Here is an 18,910-nt window from a genome sequence, read left to right on the forward strand (position 1 = left end):
GGTTCCGCTGCACTGCGTCAACCGGCAAAGACGCGGACATGGCCTGGTATCATCCCCTGCTCTTCACCCTGGATGCCGAACGCGCGCATCGCCTGACCATCCGCGCGCTGGCGCTGGCGGGATCGCGCACCGGGCGGGTCGAGAAATCGCCGCGGCTGGCGACGCGCGTGGCGGGGCTCGACTTTGCCAATCCGGTCGGGCTGGCGGCGGGGGTCGACAAGGACGGGGAGGCGGTGGCGGGCTTCTTCGGGCTCGGCTTCGGCAGCGTCGAGGTGGGGACGCTGACCCCCCTGCCCCAGCCGGGCAATCCGAAGCCGCGACTGTTCCGGCTGGTCGAGGATCGCGCGGTCGTGAACCGGATGGGGTTCAACAACGGCGGCATCGACGGCGCGCTCGGGCGGTTGCCGCATACGCGCGCCGGTGTGCTGGGCATCAATGTCGGCGCGAACAAGGACGCGGCGGACCGTACTGCCGACTATGCGACCGGGGTGGCGAAGGCGGTGGCGGTCGCGGATTACGTGACGATCAACATCAGCTCGCCGAACACGCCGGGCCTGCGCGACCTGCAACACGGGAGCGCGCTCGCCGAACTGCTGGCGGCATCGCGCGCGGCGGCGGGGGCGACCCCGCTGTTCCTGAAGGTCGCGCCCGATCTGGACGCAGCCCAGATCGACGACATCGCCAAGGCCGCGATCGATCACCGCATCGACGCGCTGATCGTGAGCAACACGACCGTATCGCGCCCTACTCTGACGTCACGGCATGCGGGCGAGGCGGGCGGTCTGTCGGGGGCGCCGCTGGCGGTGCTGGCGCGGGCGCGATTGGCGGATTTCCGTCGCGCGGCCGGGGGGGCGGTGCCGCTGATCTCGGTCGGCGGCATCGACAGCGCGGCGGAGGCCTATGCCCGCATCCGGGGCGGGGCGAGCCTGGTGCAGCTGTATTCGGCGCTGGTCTACGAGGGGCCGGGGCTGGCGCGGCGGATCGCGAAGGGGCTGGATGGGCTGCTGGCGCGGGACGGGTTTGCGACTGTGGCGGATGCGGTGGGCTCAGACCTCTGACCTCCGTTCGTGCTGAGCTTGTCGAAGCACCGTTCTTCGATCGGCAAGGCGTGCGTTCGCGGCGCGAAGTACGGTCCTTCGACAAGCTCAGGACGAACGGTTGTTGGCGGGCGCCGTCCCCTCCCCCGTTCGCCCTGAACTTGGCGAAGCCTGTCCTGAGCGACTGCCGCAGGCAGGCAGTCGAAGGGGGCTGCCCTTCTTCGTGCCGCTGACGATACCGCCCGAAGAAGGGCAGTGCTTCGACAAGCTCACCACGAACGGGGTGCGGTGTGCACGAGCCAATTTTCGGAATCGACCTTCTGGCGGCATGCGTTAGGGTCGGCCCCATGAGAGCCATCCTCCTCGCGCTGCTGCCACTCGCCGCCGCCTGCACGCCGGGCGCCATCCGTCCCGCTCCGGTCGCGCCGCCTGCCCCGGCGGTCGCGTCGACCCCGACGACCGCCCCGTCCGGCATGGTCAGCGCCGCCGATCCGCGCGCGGTGGCGGCGGGCGTCGAAATCCTGCGCGCCGGCGGCAACGCCACCGATGCGGCGATCGCGACGATGCTGGCGCTGGGCGTGGTCGAGCCGCAGAGTTCGGGCTTGGGCGGCGGCAGTTTCTGGGTGCGGCAGGCGGCGGGCGGCGGGCTCGACACGATCGACGCGCGCGAGACCGCGCCGATGGCCGCCGGTCCGCGGCTGTTCTACACCCCCGCCGGCCAGCCGATGGATCATGGCGAGGCGGTGCCGGGCGGAAAGAGCGTCGGCGTGCCGGGCGCGCTGCGCGGCATGGCGCTGGCGCACCGGACGGGCGGCAAGTTGGCGTGGGCGCAGCTGTTCGGTCCCGCGATCCGGCTGGCGAAGGACGGATGGCAGCTTTCCCCGCGCTTCGTCGATGGACTGGCGCGCAACGGCGGGCATATCGTGCCCGAACTGCGCGCGATCTTCTCGCCGGGCGGCACACCGCTGCCCGCCGGCGCGACGGTGCGCAATCCGGCGCAGGCCGCGCTGCTGGAGCGGCTGGCGGCGCGCGGGGCGGACAGCTTCTATGTCGGGCCGGACGCGCAGGCGCTGGTTGCGACCGTGCGCACCGCACGGCGCAATCCGTCGCAGATGACCGCGGGCGACCTCGCCAGCTATCAGGCGAAGCCGCGCGATCCGGTGTGCGTGCCGTACCGCGCCTATCGCATCTGCGGGATGGGTCCGCCGTCGTCGGGTGGCCTGACCGTGCTGATGATCTTGAAGCAGCTCGAGCGCTTCGACTTGGGCGCGATGGGCAAGGACAGCGCGACAGCGTGGCACCTGTTCGCCGAATCGTCGCGCCTCGCCTATGCCGATCGCAACCTCTACATCGGCGATCCCGATTATGTCCGCGTGCCGGTGGCCGGGATGCTCGACCCGGCCTATCTCGCCAGCCGTTCCGCGCTGATCTCCCCCACCGCGACGATGGCGAGCTTCGCCGCCGGCACCCCGCCGGGCGCGCCGCAGCGCACCCGCGCCGAACCCGCCGAGACGCCCGGCACCACCAGCCTGTCGGTCGCGGACCGCGCGGGCAACGTCGTCGCCGTCACCACCACGATCGAGGGGGTGTACGGTTCAGGCCTGACCGTGAACGGCATCGTGCTGAACAACGAGTTGACCGATTTCGACACGGTGCCGGCGAAGGACGGCTATCTGGTCGCCAACCGGGTCGAGGGCGGCAAGCGGCCGCGCAGTTCGATGGCGCCGACGATCGTGTATGACGCGCAAGGGCGCGTGCGGCTGGCGGTCGGGGCGGCCGGCGGGCCGACGATCATCGCACAGATCGCCAAGGCGGTGATGGGCGTCGTCGATTTCGGCATGAGCGCGCAGGACGCGATCGCGATGGGCCTGCTCTATGCGCCGGGCATGACGGCGGCGGCCGAGGCCGGCACCGAGCGCGCGGCGATGGTCCCGGCACTCCAGGCGCTGGGCGAGCGGGTCGAGATACGCCCGCTGGGGTTGAAGGCCAATGCGGTCGAATGGGTCGGCGGGCGCTGGGCCGGCGGCGCGGACCCGCGCAGCGAGGGCGTCGCCGGGGACGAGAGCGGCGCCGTTACTACAATACGCCGCGTCGGCAAGGATCCGACCCGGCCGCCGGAGTGAACCATCTCCGTTCGTGCCGCTTAGGGACTGAGGACGAACGGAAAGCGCGGTAAAGAGTTGACGTCGATAGAGCGCCATATACGCCGCCCATCAGGAGAGATCATGACAGCCGTACGCCAGCTCGAACATTTCCCGAATCTGGTGACGATGTTCTTCACCCGCGCGCGCGAAAAGGGCGATGCCCCGTTCCTGTGGCGCAAGACGCGGGGGACGTGGGAGTCGATCAGTTGGGCGCAGGCCGCGCAGCAGGTCGCGAGTCTGGCCACCTCGTTGCGTGCGCTGGGGCTGAAGCCCGGCGACCGGGTGATGCTGGTCAGCGAGAATCGGCCGGAATGGTGCATCAGCGACCTCGCCATCATGGCCGCGGACTGCGTGACCGTGCCGACCTACGTCACCAATACCGAGCGCGACCACCAGCATATCGTCGAGAATTCGGGCGCCTGCGCGGTGATCGTCTCGACCGCGAAGCTGGCGCGGGTGCTGATGCCGGCGCTGCTCAGCGCATCGTCGGCGCGCAACGTCATCGCGATGGAGGAATTCCGCGCCGGGCAGCCGGGCGCGATCGAGGTGCATGACTGGGCGACGCTCGCCGCGCCGGACCGGGGCGATGTCGAGGCGGTGGCGAACGGCGTTTCCGCGACGCGCGCGGACCTCGCCTGCATCATCTACACCAGCGGGACCGGCGGCGCGCCGCGCGGGGTGATGCAGCATCACGGCGCGATCCTGCACAATGTCGCGGGTGCCAGTCTGATCGTGTCGGAGGATTTCGGGTGGGAGGACGAGATCTTCCTGTCGTTCCTGCCGCTCAGCCACGCCTATGAGCATACCGGCGGCCAGCACCTGCCGATCGGGCTGGGCGCGCAGATCTATTACAGCGAGGGCCTCGACAAGCTGGCGAGCAATATCGAGGAGGTGCGCCCGACGTTGATGGTGGTCGTCCCTCGCCTGTTCGAGGTACTGCGTACGCGGATCACCAAGGCGGTGGAGAAGCAGGGCAAGCTGTCGACCTTCCTGCTCGAGCGCGCGCTGTCGCTGGGCGGGCGCGATGCGGCGGGGACGGCGAGCCCGCTCGACCTGCCGATGCGCATGGTGCTCAACACGCTGTTTAAGCCGAAGATCGGCAAGCGCTTCGGCGGGCGGATGAAGGCGATGGTGTCGGGCGGCGCACCGCTCAATCCGGAGGTGGGCACCTTCTTTTCGTCGATCGGGCTGACGTTCCTGCAGGGCTATGGCCAGACCGAGGCGGCGCCGGTCATCAGCTGCAACCGCCCCGCCGCCGGCCTGAAGCACGACACCGTCGGCCCGCCGCTGCCCGACACCGAGGTGCGCATCGCCGAGGACGGCGAGATCCTGGTGCGAGGCGAACTCGTCATGCACGGATACTGGCGCAACGAGGAGGAGACGGCACGCGTCCTGAAAGACGGTTGGCTCCACACCGGCGACATCGGCATGATCGACGCGCAGGGCCGCATCAAGATAACCGATCGCAAGAAGGACATCATCGTCAACGACAAGGGCGACAACATCGCCCCCCAGAAGGTCGAGGGCATGCTGACCCTGCAGAACGAGATCGTCCAGGCGATGATCTATGGCGACCGCAAGCCGTATATGACCGCGGTGATCGTGCCCGATCCCGAATGGACGGCGGAATGGTGCGCGAAGACGAAGGCCGGCTGCGACTTCGCCCGGCTGAAGGGGGCGCACGACTATCGCACCGCGATCGGCGCGGCGGTAGAGCGGGTGAACAAGGAGCTGTCGGTCACCGAACGCATCCGCCGCTTCATCATCGCCGACGAGCCGTTCGGCATCGAGAACGAGCAGCTGACGCCGAGCCTGAAGATCCGCCGGCATGTGCTGCGGCGGGTGTATGGGGAACGGCTGGACGGGTTGTACAAGGGGTAGGACCAAACTCCGTTCGTCCTGAGTAGCCATTGAGCGAAGTCGAAATGGCGTATCGAACGACCGCCACGGGTGCTTCGATATGCGGCTTCGACTTCGCTCAGCCGCTACTCAGCACGAACGGATGGAGTGAGCACGAACGGGTAAGGGCTAGCGCGCATCAATCGACAGCCCGCACGGAACCCCCGCCGCCGCGGTCGGTTCGCGCTCGACGCATGCCACCCCGCACCTTACAGCCCGCCGCCATGACCGCGCCCTCCCCCGACCTGCCGCCGCCCGAGGTCCCGACCGCGGGCGGTGCCCCGATCGGCTTTGTCGAATTCGTCGCGCTGATCGCCGCGCTGATGGCGCTGACCGCGCTCGGCATCGATTCGATGCTGCCGGCGCTGCCCGCGATCGGCGCGGCGCTCGATGTCGCGAACGCCAATTCGCGCCAGTTCATCATCACCGCCTTCATGATCGGCTTCGCCTTCGCGATGCTGGTCTATGGCCCGCTGACCGACCGGTTCGGGCGGCGGCCGGTGCTGATCGTCGCGCTGGCGGGCTATGTGCTCACCAATCTGCTCGCCGCGATCTCGGGCAGCTTCGTGCTGCTGCTCGCCGCGCGGGTCGCGTCGGGCGCGATGGTTGCGGGCGCGCGGACGGTGACGGTGGCGCTGGTGCGCGACTGCTATTCCGGCCGCGCGATGGCGCGGGTGATGAGTCTCGCCTTCATCGTGTTCATGGCGGCACCGGTGCTGGCGCCGACGTTCGGCCAGCTGATCCTGCTGGTCGCCGACTGGCGCTGGATCTTCGGCGGCATCGCGCTGGTGACGTCGATGGTGCTCGTGTGGTTCGTGGCCCGCATGCCCGAGACGCTGGCGGTCGAGGACCGGCGGCCGCTGCGCCTCAGCCTGCTGATCGACGGCGCGCGTCGCGTCGCGTCGGATCGCTATGCGCTGGGCTACACGTTGGCCGCCACGGCACTGCAGGGCGCACTGTTCGGCTTCATCGGTTCGATCCAGCAGATCGTGTTCGACGTGTTCGGGGTGCCGCACTTGCTGGCGGTGGTGTTCGCGTCGGTTGCGGGCACGATGGCGCTCGGCTCGTTCCTCAATTCGCGCCTCGTCATGAAGCTCGGCACGCGGCTGATCTCGCACACCGCGCTGATCGGCTTCGTCACCTTCGCCATCCTGCATCTGCTCGTCTCGCTGTCGGGCACGGAGAACCTCGTCAACTTCATCATCGTGCAAGCGCTGATGATGGCGTGCTTCGGCCTCGCGACATCGAACTTCTCGGCGATGGCGATGGAGAATATGGGCGACATCGCAGGCGTTGCCGCCAGCATCCAGGGGTTCGTCGCGACGCTCGGCGCCGCGCTGGTCGGTGCCTATATCGGCCAGCAATATGACGGGTCGACGGTGCCGCTCTACATCGGCTTCACGACCATGGGGCTGACCGCGCTGATCATCGTGCTGATCGCCGAACGCGGGCGGCTGTTCCGTCCGGCGCAGGATGGCGCGGCCGGTCGCGCACCGGCGGAACGCTAACGCCCGCGCACCGTTCGAAAGACGGATGGGCCGGCACCGCGCCGCGCCCCGTTTTTCGGAGATATGCGATGGGCGGCCACCAGATTCCTGGCATGGGCACCAGCGACGACGGCTATGACGAGGACGGTTACGACGAGAGCCAGCGCGCCGAAATCCTGGAGGCGACCGGCGACGGCCCGACCGACGGCGCGATCCTGACCGACATGAACCCCGACCTGGGGCAGGAGCCGCTGGCCGACGACGGTGACGACGACGCGCTCGAAATGCTGTCGGACGAGGTCGGCGAGGAAGACGATGATGCCGACGCCGAAGAAGAGGATCTGGACGAGGACGACGCGCAGGTCGATTTCGAAGATGGAGCCGAGGACGCCGACGAGGAACTGGACGACGGCGAGGATGTCGCGCTGAAGCCGTGATGCCACCGTGACCTTGACGCGGTCGGCGTGGCGGAGGCAGCATCGCCGCCATGCCGACCGATCCCCAAGTCGATGCGTATATCGCCAAGAGTGCGCCCTTCGCGCAGCCGATATTGGCGTGGCTGCGCGAGCGGGTCCACGTGGCGGTGCCGACCGTCGCGGAAAGCATCAAATGGGGAATGCCTGCCTTCGTCCTGAACGGTCGGCCTTTCGCCAACATGGCTGCGTTCAAGGCGCACGCCACCTTCGGCTTCTGGCAGCGCGCGGCGCTGGCGACGGGACGCGAGGGCGAGGCGATGGGCCAGATGGGGCGGATCGGCTCGATCGACGACCTGCCCGACGCCGCGGCCTTCGAAGCATTGGTGCGCGACGCCGCAGCGCTGGCGGATGCGGGCGTGCGACCGGCCCGCCCGCCGCGCGCGCCGAAACCCGAACTGCCCGTCCCGCCCGAACTCGCCGATGCATTGGCGGGCGATGCGGCGGCCGCGGCGACCTTCGCGGCGTTCCCGCCCAGTTGCCGCCGCGAATACAGCGAGTGGATCGGCGAGGCGAAGCGCCCCGAAACCCGCGCGCGCCGCACGGCCGAGGCGATCGCCTGGCTGCGCGAGGGCAAACGCCGTAACTGGAAGTACGAGAGCGAACGGGAGACGACGGATGGTTGAGCCGATGATCGCGATGCTAATGCTGGTCCTGCCGACGTCGGCTCTGCCCGACATGAAGCCGGCGCGGTGCGCGGAGACGGCAACGAAGACCGCCGCCCCGTCAACCGCCAGGACGCGCAAGCTGGGCGACGAGCCGCCCGCATCGCACCTCTATGCGCTCGACCGCCGCGTTGCCGGCTGTCCCGAGCCGATCGTGCTGCGCGAGGGCATCGGCACGGGCACGCGGTCGCCGAAATCCTCGCTGCGCGCGGTGCCGAGGCTACACGACACGCGCTGATCGGGGTTGTACCAGCCCCGCCTGCGCGGGAGCACCGAGGATCTACTTCCCCTCCAGCGCCTTCACCAGATCGCGCATCGCCTTGTCGTCGATAGGCTGGCCCAGCGCATCGGTGGAGTGGGCCGCGGCGGCTGCGGCATGGCCGTCCTTGGGGGCATCGCCGAAGCCGACGAACATGACAGCGCCGGCGATGACGCAGATCGACCACCAGATCGCACGCCAGCGGCTGCGGAAGATGCGGGACGAGGGAATCGGGATCATCGCGCCCGTATAGCAACTGGTGGTGAAGGCTTCGCTCCCGCGGCTGGTTAGCCTATCGTTCACGCGATGACGCCCTTTACCCGACGCTTCACCGCTCTCCCCGAGCACATCGACGAACTCGGCCACGTCAACAATGCCGTCTGGGTTCGCTGGATCCAGGACATCGCGGTCGCGCACTGGACCGCGGTCGCGCCGAGCGAGCATGCGCAGGCCTATGTCTGGGTCGTGACCCGGCACGAAATCGACTATCGCGGCAACCTGACCGAGGGCGAGAGCGTCACTGCCGAAACCTGGGTCGGCGACGCGCCGAAGGGTGCCCGCTTCGACCGCCACGTCCGCTTCACCGGCGACGATGGCCGGGTGAAGGTGGAGGCGCGCACCACCTGGGCAATCATCGACCGCGCCAGCGGCCGGCTGATCCGCGTGCCGAAGGAGGTCGCGGCGACGTTTCTCGCCTGACGGTTGGCGACCTACCCCGAATTGCGCAGCGCCGTCGCGATCGCGTTGATCGACAGCAGGATGCCCTCGCCGATCCGCTCGTCGGTTTCGCCGGCACGATGGCGCTTGAGCAGTTCGATCTGCAAGAGGTTCAGCGGCTCGATATAGGGCAGCCGCAACCGGATCGAGGCTTCCAGCGCGGAATGCTTTTCGAGCAACCGGGCTTGCGCGGTCACGTCGAGCAGGCCGTCGTGCGTGAGCTGCCAGCCGTCCGCGATCCGGCCGAAGACGGTGTCGGCGAGGCCGCGATCCTCGACCAGCGCGGCATAGCGCGCGGCGATTCCCATATCGGATTTCGCCAGCACCTGTTCGAGGTTGGCGAGCGTCGAGGCGAACAGCGGCCAGGCGGTCGCCATTTCGCGCAGCAGCCCCTTGTCCGCGAAACTGTCGATCGCCTGTCCGACGCCATACCAACCGGGCAGCATGATGCGCGCCTGCGCCCAGCTGAACACCCAGGGGATGGCGCGCAGATCCTCGATCGCGTCGGATTTCTTGCGGCTGGCGGGGCGCGATCCGATCTTCAGCCCGGCGATCTCGGCGATCGGCGTCGCCTGGCGGAAGAAGGTGCGGAAGCCATCGGTGCCGTAGACCAGGTCGCGGTACGCGGCGAAGGCGCTGTCGCTGAGCGTATCCATCGCCGCGTGGAAGCGGGTGCGGTCGCGCTCGGGCAGGTCGGCGGGCGCGAGGCTGGCGAGCAGGGTCGCCGCGGTCATCGCCTCCAGATTGGTCGTCGCGCTGGCGCGGGTGCCGTATTTGGCGGCGATCACCTCGCCCTGTTCGGTGATGCGGATGCGGCCCTGCACGGTGCCGGGTGGCTGTGCCTGGATCGCCTGGAACGCCGAGCCGCCACCGCGCCCGACCGCGCCGCCGCGCCCGTGGAACAGCTGCATCCGCACGCCCGCCGCCTCGAACACCGGCGCGAGCGCCGCCGACCCCTTCGACAGACCCCAAGTGGAGGTGAGATAGCCGCCGTCCTTGTTGCTGTCCGAATAGCCGATCATCACCTCCTGCACGCCGCGCGCGGCGGCGATGGCGGCGACTTCGGGCAGGGCGAGCCAGTCGGCCATGATCGCCGGGGCTTCGTCGAGATCGGCGATCGTCTCGAACAGCGGGATCGCCATGATGTCGGCCTGTGGCGTTTCTCCGGGGCGGTAGAGGCCCGCTTCCTTCAGCAGCAGATGGACTTCCAGCAGATCGGACACCGACTGCGCCATCGAGACGATGTAGTTGACGATCGCCGCCCGCCCGTACTTGCGATGCGCTTCCGCCGCGGCGCGGACGATCGCGAGTTCGGACGCGGTTTCTTCGGAATAGGTGGCGTAGGCGCTGGTCAGCGGGCGCGGGCTCGCCAGTTCGCGGCGCAGCAGCGCGACGCGTGCATCCTCGTCCAGCGCTGCATAATCCGCCTCGACGCCGCCGGCCTTCAGCAGCTCCGCGACGACGCGTTCGTGCACCGCGCTGTTCTGGCGCAGGTCGAGCGTCGCGAGGTGGAAGCCGAACGTCTCGACCGCGCGAATCAGCCGGCCAAGCGCACCGCCGCTCGCCATTGGGCCGTTATCGTCGACCTCCAGCGCATGGGCGATGGCGACGAGATCGCGGCGCAGTTCGGACGGATCGGCATAGCGCTTGCCGGTCAGCGGACCGGGTCGCGGCGCGGGCTTGCCGACCAGCGACTGGTGCGTCGCGGCAAGGCGCGCATAGATGCCCGACAGCGCGCGGCGATAGGGTTCGTCGGCGCGGGTCGGCGCATCGTCGCCGCTCATGATCGCCAGCGACAGCACGCCGTCGGCCACCTTCACATGCTCGGTCGAGATCGACAGCTCGGCGCCGAGCGCATGCACCGCATCGAGATAATAGCCGAGCACCGCTTCGGCGGCGCGGCCCAGCGCCAGCGCCAGGCTGTCGGCGGTGACGAAGGGATTGCCGTCGCGATCCCCACCGATCCACGTGCCCGGCCGCAGGAACGACGGCACGCGCTCGCCCAGCAACCGGTCCCAGCGCGCGTAGAGCGCGGGGAGCGCCGGCAGGAACACGTCGCGCAGATAGCTGAGCGCCGTCTCCACCTCGTCGGCAACGTACAGCCGCTCCCGGCGCAGCACGCGCGTCTGCCAGAGTAGCGCGATCTGACGCAGGATGGCGTCGTCGATGCGGTCGCCGTCCGCCGTCTCTTCCAGGCTGCGGTCGCGCAGCGCCATCAGGTCGGCGATGCGGTTGCGGTGGTCGATCATCGACTTGCGCCGCACCTCGGTCGGGTGCGCGGTCAGCACCGGCGCGATCAGCGCACCGTCGAGCAGCGCCATCACCGCGTCGCGCCCGACGCCCTCCGCATCCAGCCGCGACAGCGCATGGGCGACGTCGGCGCCATCCTCCGCCGCGACGCCCTGCCGGTCCTCGGCGAGGTTGGCGAGCATCGAGAACAGCATGAAGCCGCGCGTGAAATCGAGCGTCTCGTCCAGCGTCAGCCGGTCGAGCCCGGTGTCGATCGCCTCCGCCCCCGCGACGCCGCGCGCACGATCGACCGAGGCGGCGCGGATATATTCGATCCGCTTGAACAGCGTGTCCCCGTCATAACTGCGGATGACGTCGCCCAGCAGTTTGCCGAGAAAACGGACGTCGGGATTGTTCGCGATGGGGGGAAGGCTGGCCATGACCGAATGCTGCACCGCGGCGTACGACACGGTCAACCGCAGAAAAGATTGACGTGCCCGAAGGCGAGGATTAGCTGTATTACCAGACTAATACAGGAGATGATCCATGCGCCTGCTCGCGATAGCCCTGCCCGCCCTGCTGCTCACCGCCTGCGGTGGCGGCGACGATACCGCCGACGGCACGACGATCGCCATCAACGGCGGCAACGGCAGCAACTTTGCCGCCGGCATGGGCAAGGACGGCCGCGTCTCGATCGACACGCCGGGGTTCAAGGCGTCGATCGACCTGCCCAAGATCAAGCTGGATGCCGACGATTTCGACATCAACGGCGTCGGCCTGCCGACCGGATCGACGATCTCCTCGATGAACATCGCCGGCGACAAGGGCGAAGGCAACGACGGCCGCGTCAACGTGCGCTTCACCAGCCCGACCGGCACCGCGGGCGTGCGCGAATGGTTCCAGGGCAAGCTGGCCGCGGAAGGCTTCACGCTGAAAGCCAGCGGCGACGACCTGACCGGCACCACCGACGAGGGCAAGCCGTTCCGCCTGACGACCAAGCCCGCAGGTGACGGCAAGAGCGAAAGCGAGTTGTCGATCGGGGGGTAAGGCGTCCGACGCTCCTTGCCGCCCCTTGCATCGTCGTATAACTCGATGGCCGCACGGGGGTGCGGGGGGACATCGGATGGGCTGTTTGAAGAGCGTGATCGCGACAGCGGTCGGGGCGAGCATCGTGTGGACGGCGCCGGTGAGTGCGCAGGAGCGACACTGGGGCCTGTCTGCTGCCGACTGGCTCGTGCTGCCGGGGGACGCCTTCCGGGCGAAACTGCGCGCCGGAGAGCGGCGCGCTGAGATCGAGCGCGCGGCGAAGGCCGGCGACGTCGAGGCGATGGCCATCGCCGCGGGCGCCTTGGCGACGTCGACATGGGGGGCGCCGGATTACGCCGCCGCGCATGCCTATGCGACGGCAGCGGCGGAGGCGGGCGTACCACGCGCAATGGTCGTCCTGGGTACGTTAACGTCTGCTGGAAACGGTACCGCGAAAGACAGCGCACGGGCGTATCGGTGGTTCGCCAGAGCGGCCGAGCTGGGTCAGGTGCAAGCGATGGTATTGGCGGGTTTCCACCTGGTCAACGGGGACGGGGTCGCCAAGGACCAGGTCGCAGCGGTCGACTTGTTTGGCCGCGCCGCCACCTTCGATAACCCCGAAGGACTGTATCAACTCGCCGTGTGCCAGTTCAACGGCAACGGAACCGAAAAGAACGTATCCGCCGCCTATGCGACCATGCGCCGCGCTGCCGAATTCGGCAGCGTCGAGGGGATGTACTGGTTCGGCAAGTGGATGGCCGTGAAGGAGATTGCCGGCGACCTGCGCGATGTTCCGCAATCCACGCTCTGGATCAAGAAAGCCGCCGACGCGGGTCACTTCGATGCGACGCTCGCTTACGCCGGGCGGTTGTGGAAGGGCGTCGGGACGCCAGCCGATCCGAGCGCCGCGGCGCTGAAGCTGAACAGCCTGATCGCCGACACCGGCGCTCCGCAGGCGCGGTTCGCACTCGCCTATCCGCTCCAGAGCGACGAAAACGCGACAACGCAGTACCGGGCGATCGCGGCGACATTGTACGGCAGAGTGATCGAAGACCCACGCACGCAACCGGACATGCTGGCAGACGCCTTTTTCAATCTGGCCCTCGTTCACATGACGGACGGAAGAGCCGGATTGGCGCGAACCTATTTTCTCAAGGCGCAGTCGGCCGGCCATGCTCAGGCGGCGCAGTCGATCGCACGTCTTGATGCCCAGCAACTGGCTGCAAAGCCGGCCGTCGCGCCGGAGCGACGGTCGGTCGCGACCTTACCTCCCACTCCCATCCGGCGACCGACGCCGGTCGCCCCGCGCGCGACACCCGTCGCTGCCCGCACCGCGGCGGTCAGCGGCGCCGTGCCGTCCGCCACCGACATCCTGAAAGCCCACGCCGCCGCCAACGTGAAATATCAGGGGGGCAGCCTGACCTCGACGCCGGGGGAGCATGCCGTGCCCTCGCCTTTCGGCGGCATCGCCTATTATCGCCGCCGCTCGCTCGCGAACCTCAGTTGCACGCCGCGCGGCGGCGGCGTCGTGCGATGCTCCTACGACCTCACGGTGGTGCAGCGCCCGGCGGAGGACAGCCTGTTCGGACAATTCACGTCCGTGCTCGTCCCGGATTTCACGACCCGCTGGACCTACGACTATGTGAAGACCCGCGCCGGCTGGTTCTCGAACGGTCTCGACGAGTCGATCGCGTCGGATGCATCCGGCGTTCGCGTGGCGGCGCGCGATGGCGAGGCGAAGCGATACCGCGACGAGGAAGAATTTCGCAAACGTGAGAGCAAGCGCACCGAATGCATGTCGCGCGCGATCGAATATGGACATGCGCCGATCTGCTGACGCGGTCGAACTGGCGGCATCGCGCGGAACCGCCTATGTCGTTGCTTTGGATACGATCAGGACTCGCGTGATGCTCGACACTTCCCAGGCCCAGGTTCCGCTGCTCGACATGGGCGCGCAGGGCGACGATCTGGCGGGTTTCGCCGCCGATCTCGGCGTTTCGTTCGAGCGCTTCGGCTTCGCGATGGTGAAGAACCACGGCGTGCCGGATGCCGTCGTGGCGCGCGCCTGGGCGATGACCAAGGCGTTCTTCGATCTGCCCGAGGAGGAGAAGCGCGCCTATTTCAAGGCGGGCGGCGGTGGTGCGCGTGGCTATACCCCGTTCAAGACCGAGATCGCCAAGGGCGCGACGCATGTCGACCTGAAGGAATTCTGGCACGTCGGGCGCGAGCTGGCGCAGGGCCACCGGTTCGAGAAGGACATGGCGCCCAACGTCTGGCCCGACCGGCCCGAGGGGTTTCGCGAGACGTTCCTCGAACTGTTCGCCGCGCTCGATGCCGCGGGCCTGCGTCTGCTGTCGGCGATCGCGATCCATCTGGGTCTCGCCCCCAACTGGTTCGAACATGCCGTGGACGACGGCAATTCGGTGCTGCGCCTGCTGCACTATCCGCCCGTCCCCGCCGATGCCCCCGAAGTGCGCGCCGGCGCGCATGAGGACATCAACCTCATCACGCTGCTGCTTGGCGCCGAGGAAGCCGGGCTCGAACTGCTGGAGAAGAACGGTAGCTGGTTGCCGGTCAAGCCGCCCGAGGGCGCGATGGTGGTCAACGTCGGCGACATGCTGCAGCGGCTGACCAACCACGTGCTGCCCTCCACCACCCACCGCGTAGTCAATCCGGCGCCCGAACGCCGCGGCTTCTCGCGCTATTCGATGCCCTATTTCCTGCACCCCGCGCCCGATTTCGTGATCGAGACGCTGCCGGGCACGATCAGCGCCGACCGGCCGAACCGTTATCCGGAGCCGATCAGCAGCAACGACTATCTGCACCAGCGGCTGGTCGAGATCGGACTTATCAAGGCGTAGTTTTCGTCATCCGCCCCGTGCTTTCGCGCAGGCGGGAGCCCAGGGCCACGAGCGTCATCGTCCGTTACCCTGGGCTCCCGCCTGCGCGGGAGCACGGGGTTTTGTGAAGCACCGACTTGTCCCCACACCCCTTTCGCCGCTACGCGCTGCCGCGCTCGATTGGTGGGGACTATGACGTGGCCGAAGCTCTGAAGATCGCACTCGCTGGCCTGGGCACCGTGGGCGGCGGTGTCGTTCGCCTGCTGGATGCCAACCGCGACCTGATCGAGCGGCGCGCCGGCCGCGCGATCGAGGTCGTCGCGGTGTCGGCGCGCGACCGGGCGAAGGATCGCGGCGTCGACCTCTCGCGCTTCGACTGGATCGACGACACGACCGAGCTTGCCGGACACCCGAATGTCGACGTCGTCGTCGAACTGATCGGCGGATCGGATGGCCCCGCGCTCACCCTTGCGCGCCGCACGATCGGCGCGGGCAAGGCGTTCGTGACCGCGAACAAGGCGATGATCGCGCACCACGGGCTGGAGCTGGCGCAGGCGGCCGAGGCGCATGGCGTCGCGCTGAAGTTCGAGGCGGCGGTGGCAGGCGGCGTGCCGGTCATCAAGGGGCTGCGCGAGGGCGCGGCGGCCAATGCGATCGACCGGGTCTACGGCATCCTCAACGGCACCTGCAATTTCATCCTGTCGAAGATGGAGGCGGAAGGCCGCGACTTCGCCGAAGTGCTCGCCGAGGCGCAGGCGCTGGGCTATGCCGAGGCGGACCCCAGCTTCGACATCGACGGCGTCGATGCCGCGCACAAGCTGTCGATCCTCGCCAGCGTCGCGTTCGGCACCACGCCCGCGTTCAGCGATGTCGCGGTGACTGGCATCCGGCATGTGCTGGGCGCCGACATCGCCGAGGCGGCGTCGCTCGGCTATCGCATCCGGCTGGTCGGCGTGGCGGAGGCGGATGCGCACGGCCTGTTCCAGCGTGTCCACCCGCACCTCGTGCCCACGGACCATCCGCTCGCGACCACCACCGGATCGCTTAACGCCGTCGTCGCGGACGGCAATTTCGTCGGACGGCTGTTCTTCCAGGGGCGCGGCGCTGGCGACGGCCCGACCGCCAGCGCCGTCGTCGCCGACCTGATCGACATCGCGCGCGGCGAATATGGCCCGCCCTATGCGATGCCCGCTGCCGCCCTGACGACGCCGCCGGCCGCCGACGCGGGCGAGCGCCGTGGCCGCGCGTACCTGCGCTTCGCGGTGGTGGATCGCGTGGGCGTCCTGGCCGAAATCGCCGCGGCGATGCGCGACGCCGGCGTCTCGATCGAAAGCCTGATCCAGCGCGGCGCCAACGCCGACGGTCATGTGCTGGTGGCGATCGTCACGCACGAGGGGCCGGAACGCTGCGTCGCCGCCGCGCTGGAGAAGCTGCGCGGATCGCAGAGCCTTTCGGGCGAGCCGATGTGGATGCATATTCTGGGGTGAGGCGCGAAAACGCACCGTTCGGCCTGAGCGAAGTCGAACGCCTGCTGTCCGCAAGGTGTTTCGACTTCGCTCAGCACGAACGGTCGGGTGACCGCATCCCGCTTCTCAAGTCCCGCGCCTGCGGCTAGAAACCGCCGCGATGTCCGACGCGCACCCGATCCCAGCAGCCCCCCGCGGCCCCGGCTTCGTCCGGCGTAGCTGGGGGCGGCGGTGGGTGCGGATCCTCGCCTATCTCGCCGGTATCGGCCTGCTCGGCCTCGTCGCGCTGTGGCTGGCGGTCGCCCGCGACCTGCCGTCGGTCGAGAAGCTGCGCGCGTACGAGCCACCGCTGCCGACCAACGTGCGCGCAGGCGACGGCATGCCGATGCACAGCTTCGCGCGGCTGCGGCGCGTGGAACTCAGCTATCCCGAATATCCGCCCTTGCTGGTGAAGGCGTTCCTCGCCGCCGAGGACCGCACGTTCTTCGAGCACCACGGGGTCGACTATCCCGGCATCGTCGGTGCGATCATCACCAATCTGAAGAGCGACAAGCGCCCGGTCGGCGCCTCGACGATCACGCAGCAGGTGGCGAAGAACCTGCTCGTCGGCAACGAGGTCAGCTATGTCCGCAAAGCGCGCGAGGCGCTGCTCGCCTACAAGATCGAGAATGCGCTGACGAAACCGCAGATTCTCGAACTCTATCTCAACCAGATCGAACTCGGCCGCAACGCCGCCGGGGTGGAGGCCGCCGCCCACGCCTATTTTGACAAGGAGCTGGACGAACTGTCGCTGGCGCAGCTCGCGTATCTGGCGATCCTGCCCAAGGGGCCGTCCAACTATTCGCCCGAGCGCAACTACGACCGCGCGATCGGCCGGCGCAACTGGGTGCTGGGCGAGATGCTGCGCAACGAATTCATCACCCAGGCGCAGTATCAGGGCGCGGTCGCCCAGCCGCTCGGCACCGCGCCGCGCCGCAGCACCCCGATCCAGCGCAGCGCGGGCTATTTCGTCGAAGAGGTCCGTCGCCAGCTGATCGACCGCTTCGGCGAGAAGGACGGTCCGCACAGCGTCTATTCGGGCGGGCTGTGGGTCCACACTTCGTTCGACGAGCGCCTGCAGGAATATGCGCAGGACGCGCTGCGATCGGGCCTGTTGCGCTATGCCGGCACCGGCGCATGGTCGGGCGCGATCGAGCACCGCGACATCGACGACGGCGGCTGGCAGCGTCAGCTGGTGACGGCCGGGCTCGGCGTGGATTACAAGGACTGGCGCATCGCCATCGTCGCGTCGAAGGCGTCGGATGCCGCCGAGATCGGTTTCACCGACGGCCGCACCGCCCGCCTGCCGCGCTGGGCGGCACAGATGCCGGTGCGCGGTGTCGGCGGCACCGCTTTCGCCGCGCTGAAGGCCGGCGACATCATCGCCGTCGCGCCATCGGGCGACGACTGGGCACTGCGCAGCGTGCCGAAGGTGTCGGGCGCGTTCGTGGTCGAGGAACCGGCGACCGGCCGCGTGCTCGCCATGCAGGGCGGGTTCGACAGCCGCCTCGGCAGCTTCAATCGCGCGACGCAGGCGATGCGCCAGCCGGGTTCGACCATCAAGCCGATCGTCTATTCCGCAGCACTCGGCAACGGCATGACGCCCGCGTCGATCGTCGTCGACGGCCCGTTCTGCGTGTTCCAGGGCGCGCGGCTGGGCAACAAATGCTTCCGCAATTTCGGCAACATGCGCGCCGCCGGACCGCGCACGATGCGCTGGGGCATCGAACAGTCGCGCAACCTGATGACGGTGCGCACCGCCGCCACGGTCGGCATGCCGGCGGTGGTCGATTACATCCAGCGGCTTGGGCTCTCGACGAACAAGTTCCCGCCCTATCTCTCCTATGCGCTGGGCGCGGGCGAGACGACGGTCAGCCGCATGGTCAACGCCTATGCGATGCTGGTGAACCATGGCCGGGCGATGCAGCCGACGCTGATCGACTATGTGCAGGATCGCCGCGGCAAGGTGATCTGGCCGCAGAACTGGCGTGCCTGCAACCGCTGCAACGCCGCCGACTGGAATGGCGGTGCGATGCCGCGGCCCAGCATCCGCTGGCGTCAGGCGATCGATGCGATGACCGCATATCAGATGGTGCACATCACCGAAGGCGTCATCCAGCGCGGCACCGCGACCGTGCTGCGCGATCTGAACCGCCCGATCATGGGCAAGACCGGCACGACGACGGGTCCCACCGACGTGTGGTTCGTCGGCGGCATCCCGCAGATGGTGGGCGGGGTCTACATCGGCTACGACACGCCGCGGAACCTGGGCGGCGCGGTGCAGGGCGGCACCTTCGCCGCGCCCATCTTCAAGCAGTTCGCCGAGAAGGCGTTCGCGGGCCTCCCCGTCCTGCCCTTCCGCGCGCCGCCGGGTATCCGCATGGTGCGTATCGATCGCACGAGCGGCAAGCCCGTGTTCGGCACCTTCCCGACCGACACCGATCCCAAGGCGGCGGTGATCTGGGAAGCGTTCAAGCCGCAGAGCGAGCCGCGCCGCGCCCGCCGCACCGCCGCCGACGATGCCCTGCCCAAGGCGAACGAGACCCGCGCCGCCCACGACGACCGCCCACGCGACAGCGATTTCTTGCAGCGCGAGGGCGGAATCTATTAGGGCGTCCGGATACGTCTG

Annotated in this window: 15 protein-coding genes; 13 read left to right on the top strand and 2 right to left on the bottom strand. The window is 68.7% G+C overall.

Translation table 11 applies throughout. The features are described from left to right. The first annotated feature begins 38 nt into the window (after positions 1–38). The 7 genes from ACX40P_RS12735 (at position 39) to ACX40P_RS12765 (ending at position 7,943) form a co-directional block, all read left to right on the top strand. A complete protein-coding gene (locus ACX40P_RS12735) occupies positions 39–1,058 on the top strand; it encodes a quinone-dependent dihydroorotate dehydrogenase (protein WP_459126728.1) in 1,020 nt (339 codons plus the stop codon). A 326-nt stretch (positions 1,059–1,384) separates the two neighbouring features. Continuing rightward, on the top strand, positions 1,385–3,160 hold the full coding sequence (gene ggt / locus ACX40P_RS12740) for a gamma-glutamyltransferase (RefSeq protein ID WP_459126729.1): 1,776 nt from the start codon (positions 1,385–1,387) through the stop codon (positions 3,158–3,160). A gap of 102 nt (positions 3,161–3,262) precedes the next feature. Continuing rightward, the gene (locus ACX40P_RS12745; RefSeq protein WP_459126730.1) at positions 3,263–5,062 is read left to right on the top strand and encodes an AMP-dependent synthetase/ligase; all 1,800 of its coding nucleotides are present in this window, start codon (positions 3,263–3,265) and stop codon (positions 5,060–5,062) included. 242 nt (positions 5,063–5,304) lie between these two features. Further along, a complete protein-coding gene (locus ACX40P_RS12750; protein ID WP_459126731.1) occupies positions 5,305–6,588 on the top strand; it encodes a multidrug effflux MFS transporter in 1,284 nt (427 codons plus the stop codon). Positions 6,589–6,656: 68 nt separating this feature from the next. Continuing rightward, positions 6,657–7,004: a DNA primase gene (locus ACX40P_RS12755; protein ID WP_459126732.1), complete on the top strand. Its 348-nt coding sequence runs from the start codon at positions 6,657–6,659 to the stop codon at positions 7,002–7,004. A gap of 50 nt (positions 7,005–7,054) precedes the next feature. After that, positions 7,055–7,666 carry a YdeI/OmpD-associated family protein gene (locus ACX40P_RS12760; RefSeq protein ID WP_459126733.1) on the top strand — a complete coding sequence of 204 codons (612 nt, stop codon included), beginning with the start codon at positions 7,055–7,057 and terminating at the stop codon, positions 7,664–7,666. A 4-nt stretch (positions 7,667–7,670) separates the two neighbouring features. Beyond that, positions 7,671–7,943, top strand: a complete 273-nt coding sequence (locus ACX40P_RS12765; RefSeq protein WP_459126734.1) for a hypothetical protein — start codon at positions 7,671–7,673, stop codon at positions 7,941–7,943. Between the two features lie 42 nt (positions 7,944–7,985). Here the strand turns inward: ACX40P_RS12765 and ACX40P_RS12770 are convergent, their stop codons facing one another. After that, positions 7,986–8,204, bottom strand: coding sequence for a hypothetical protein (locus ACX40P_RS12770; protein WP_459126735.1), 219 nt, complete (start codon positions 8,202–8,204; stop codon positions 7,986–7,988). 66 nt (positions 8,205–8,270) lie between these two features. On the opposite strand from ACX40P_RS12770, the gene ACX40P_RS12775 reads away from it, so the two are divergent. After that, a complete protein-coding gene (locus ACX40P_RS12775) occupies positions 8,271–8,663 on the top strand; it encodes an acyl-CoA thioesterase (protein ID WP_459126736.1) in 393 nt (130 codons plus the stop codon). A gap of 11 nt (positions 8,664–8,674) precedes the next feature. Here the strand turns inward: ACX40P_RS12775 and ppc are convergent, their stop codons facing one another. Continuing rightward, on the bottom strand, positions 8,675–11,350 hold the full coding sequence (gene ppc, locus ACX40P_RS12780) for a phosphoenolpyruvate carboxylase (protein WP_459126737.1): 2,676 nt from the start codon (positions 11,348–11,350) through the stop codon (positions 8,675–8,677). Positions 11,351–11,456: 106 nt separating this feature from the next. On the opposite strand from ppc, the gene ACX40P_RS12785 reads away from it, so the two are divergent. The 5 genes from ACX40P_RS12785 (at position 11,457) to ACX40P_RS12805 (ending at position 18,892) form a co-directional block, all read left to right on the top strand. Beyond that, on the top strand, positions 11,457–11,957 hold the full coding sequence (locus ACX40P_RS12785) for a hypothetical protein (RefSeq protein WP_459126738.1): 501 nt from the start codon (positions 11,457–11,459) through the stop codon (positions 11,955–11,957). Positions 11,958–12,051: 94 nt separating this feature from the next. Beyond that, positions 12,052–13,773: a tetratricopeptide repeat protein gene (locus tag ACX40P_RS12790; protein ID WP_459126739.1), complete on the top strand. Its 1,722-nt coding sequence runs from the start codon at positions 12,052–12,054 to the stop codon at positions 13,771–13,773. A 70-nt stretch (positions 13,774–13,843) separates the two neighbouring features. Further along, entirely contained in the window at positions 13,844–14,797 is a 954-nt protein-coding gene (locus tag ACX40P_RS12795; protein ID WP_459126922.1) for an isopenicillin N synthase family dioxygenase, read from the top strand. A 176-nt stretch (positions 14,798–14,973) separates the two neighbouring features. Then, positions 14,974–16,263, top strand: a complete 1,290-nt coding sequence (locus ACX40P_RS12800; protein ID WP_459126740.1) for a homoserine dehydrogenase — start codon at positions 14,974–14,976, stop codon at positions 16,261–16,263. Between the two features lie 139 nt (positions 16,264–16,402). After that, on the top strand, positions 16,403–18,892 hold the full coding sequence (locus ACX40P_RS12805; RefSeq protein WP_459126741.1) for a penicillin-binding protein 1A: 2,490 nt from the start codon (positions 16,403–16,405) through the stop codon (positions 18,890–18,892). The last annotated feature ends 18 nt before the right edge of the window (positions 18,893–18,910 follow it).

The organism is Sphingomonas sp. RS2018, from assembly GCF_054489605.1.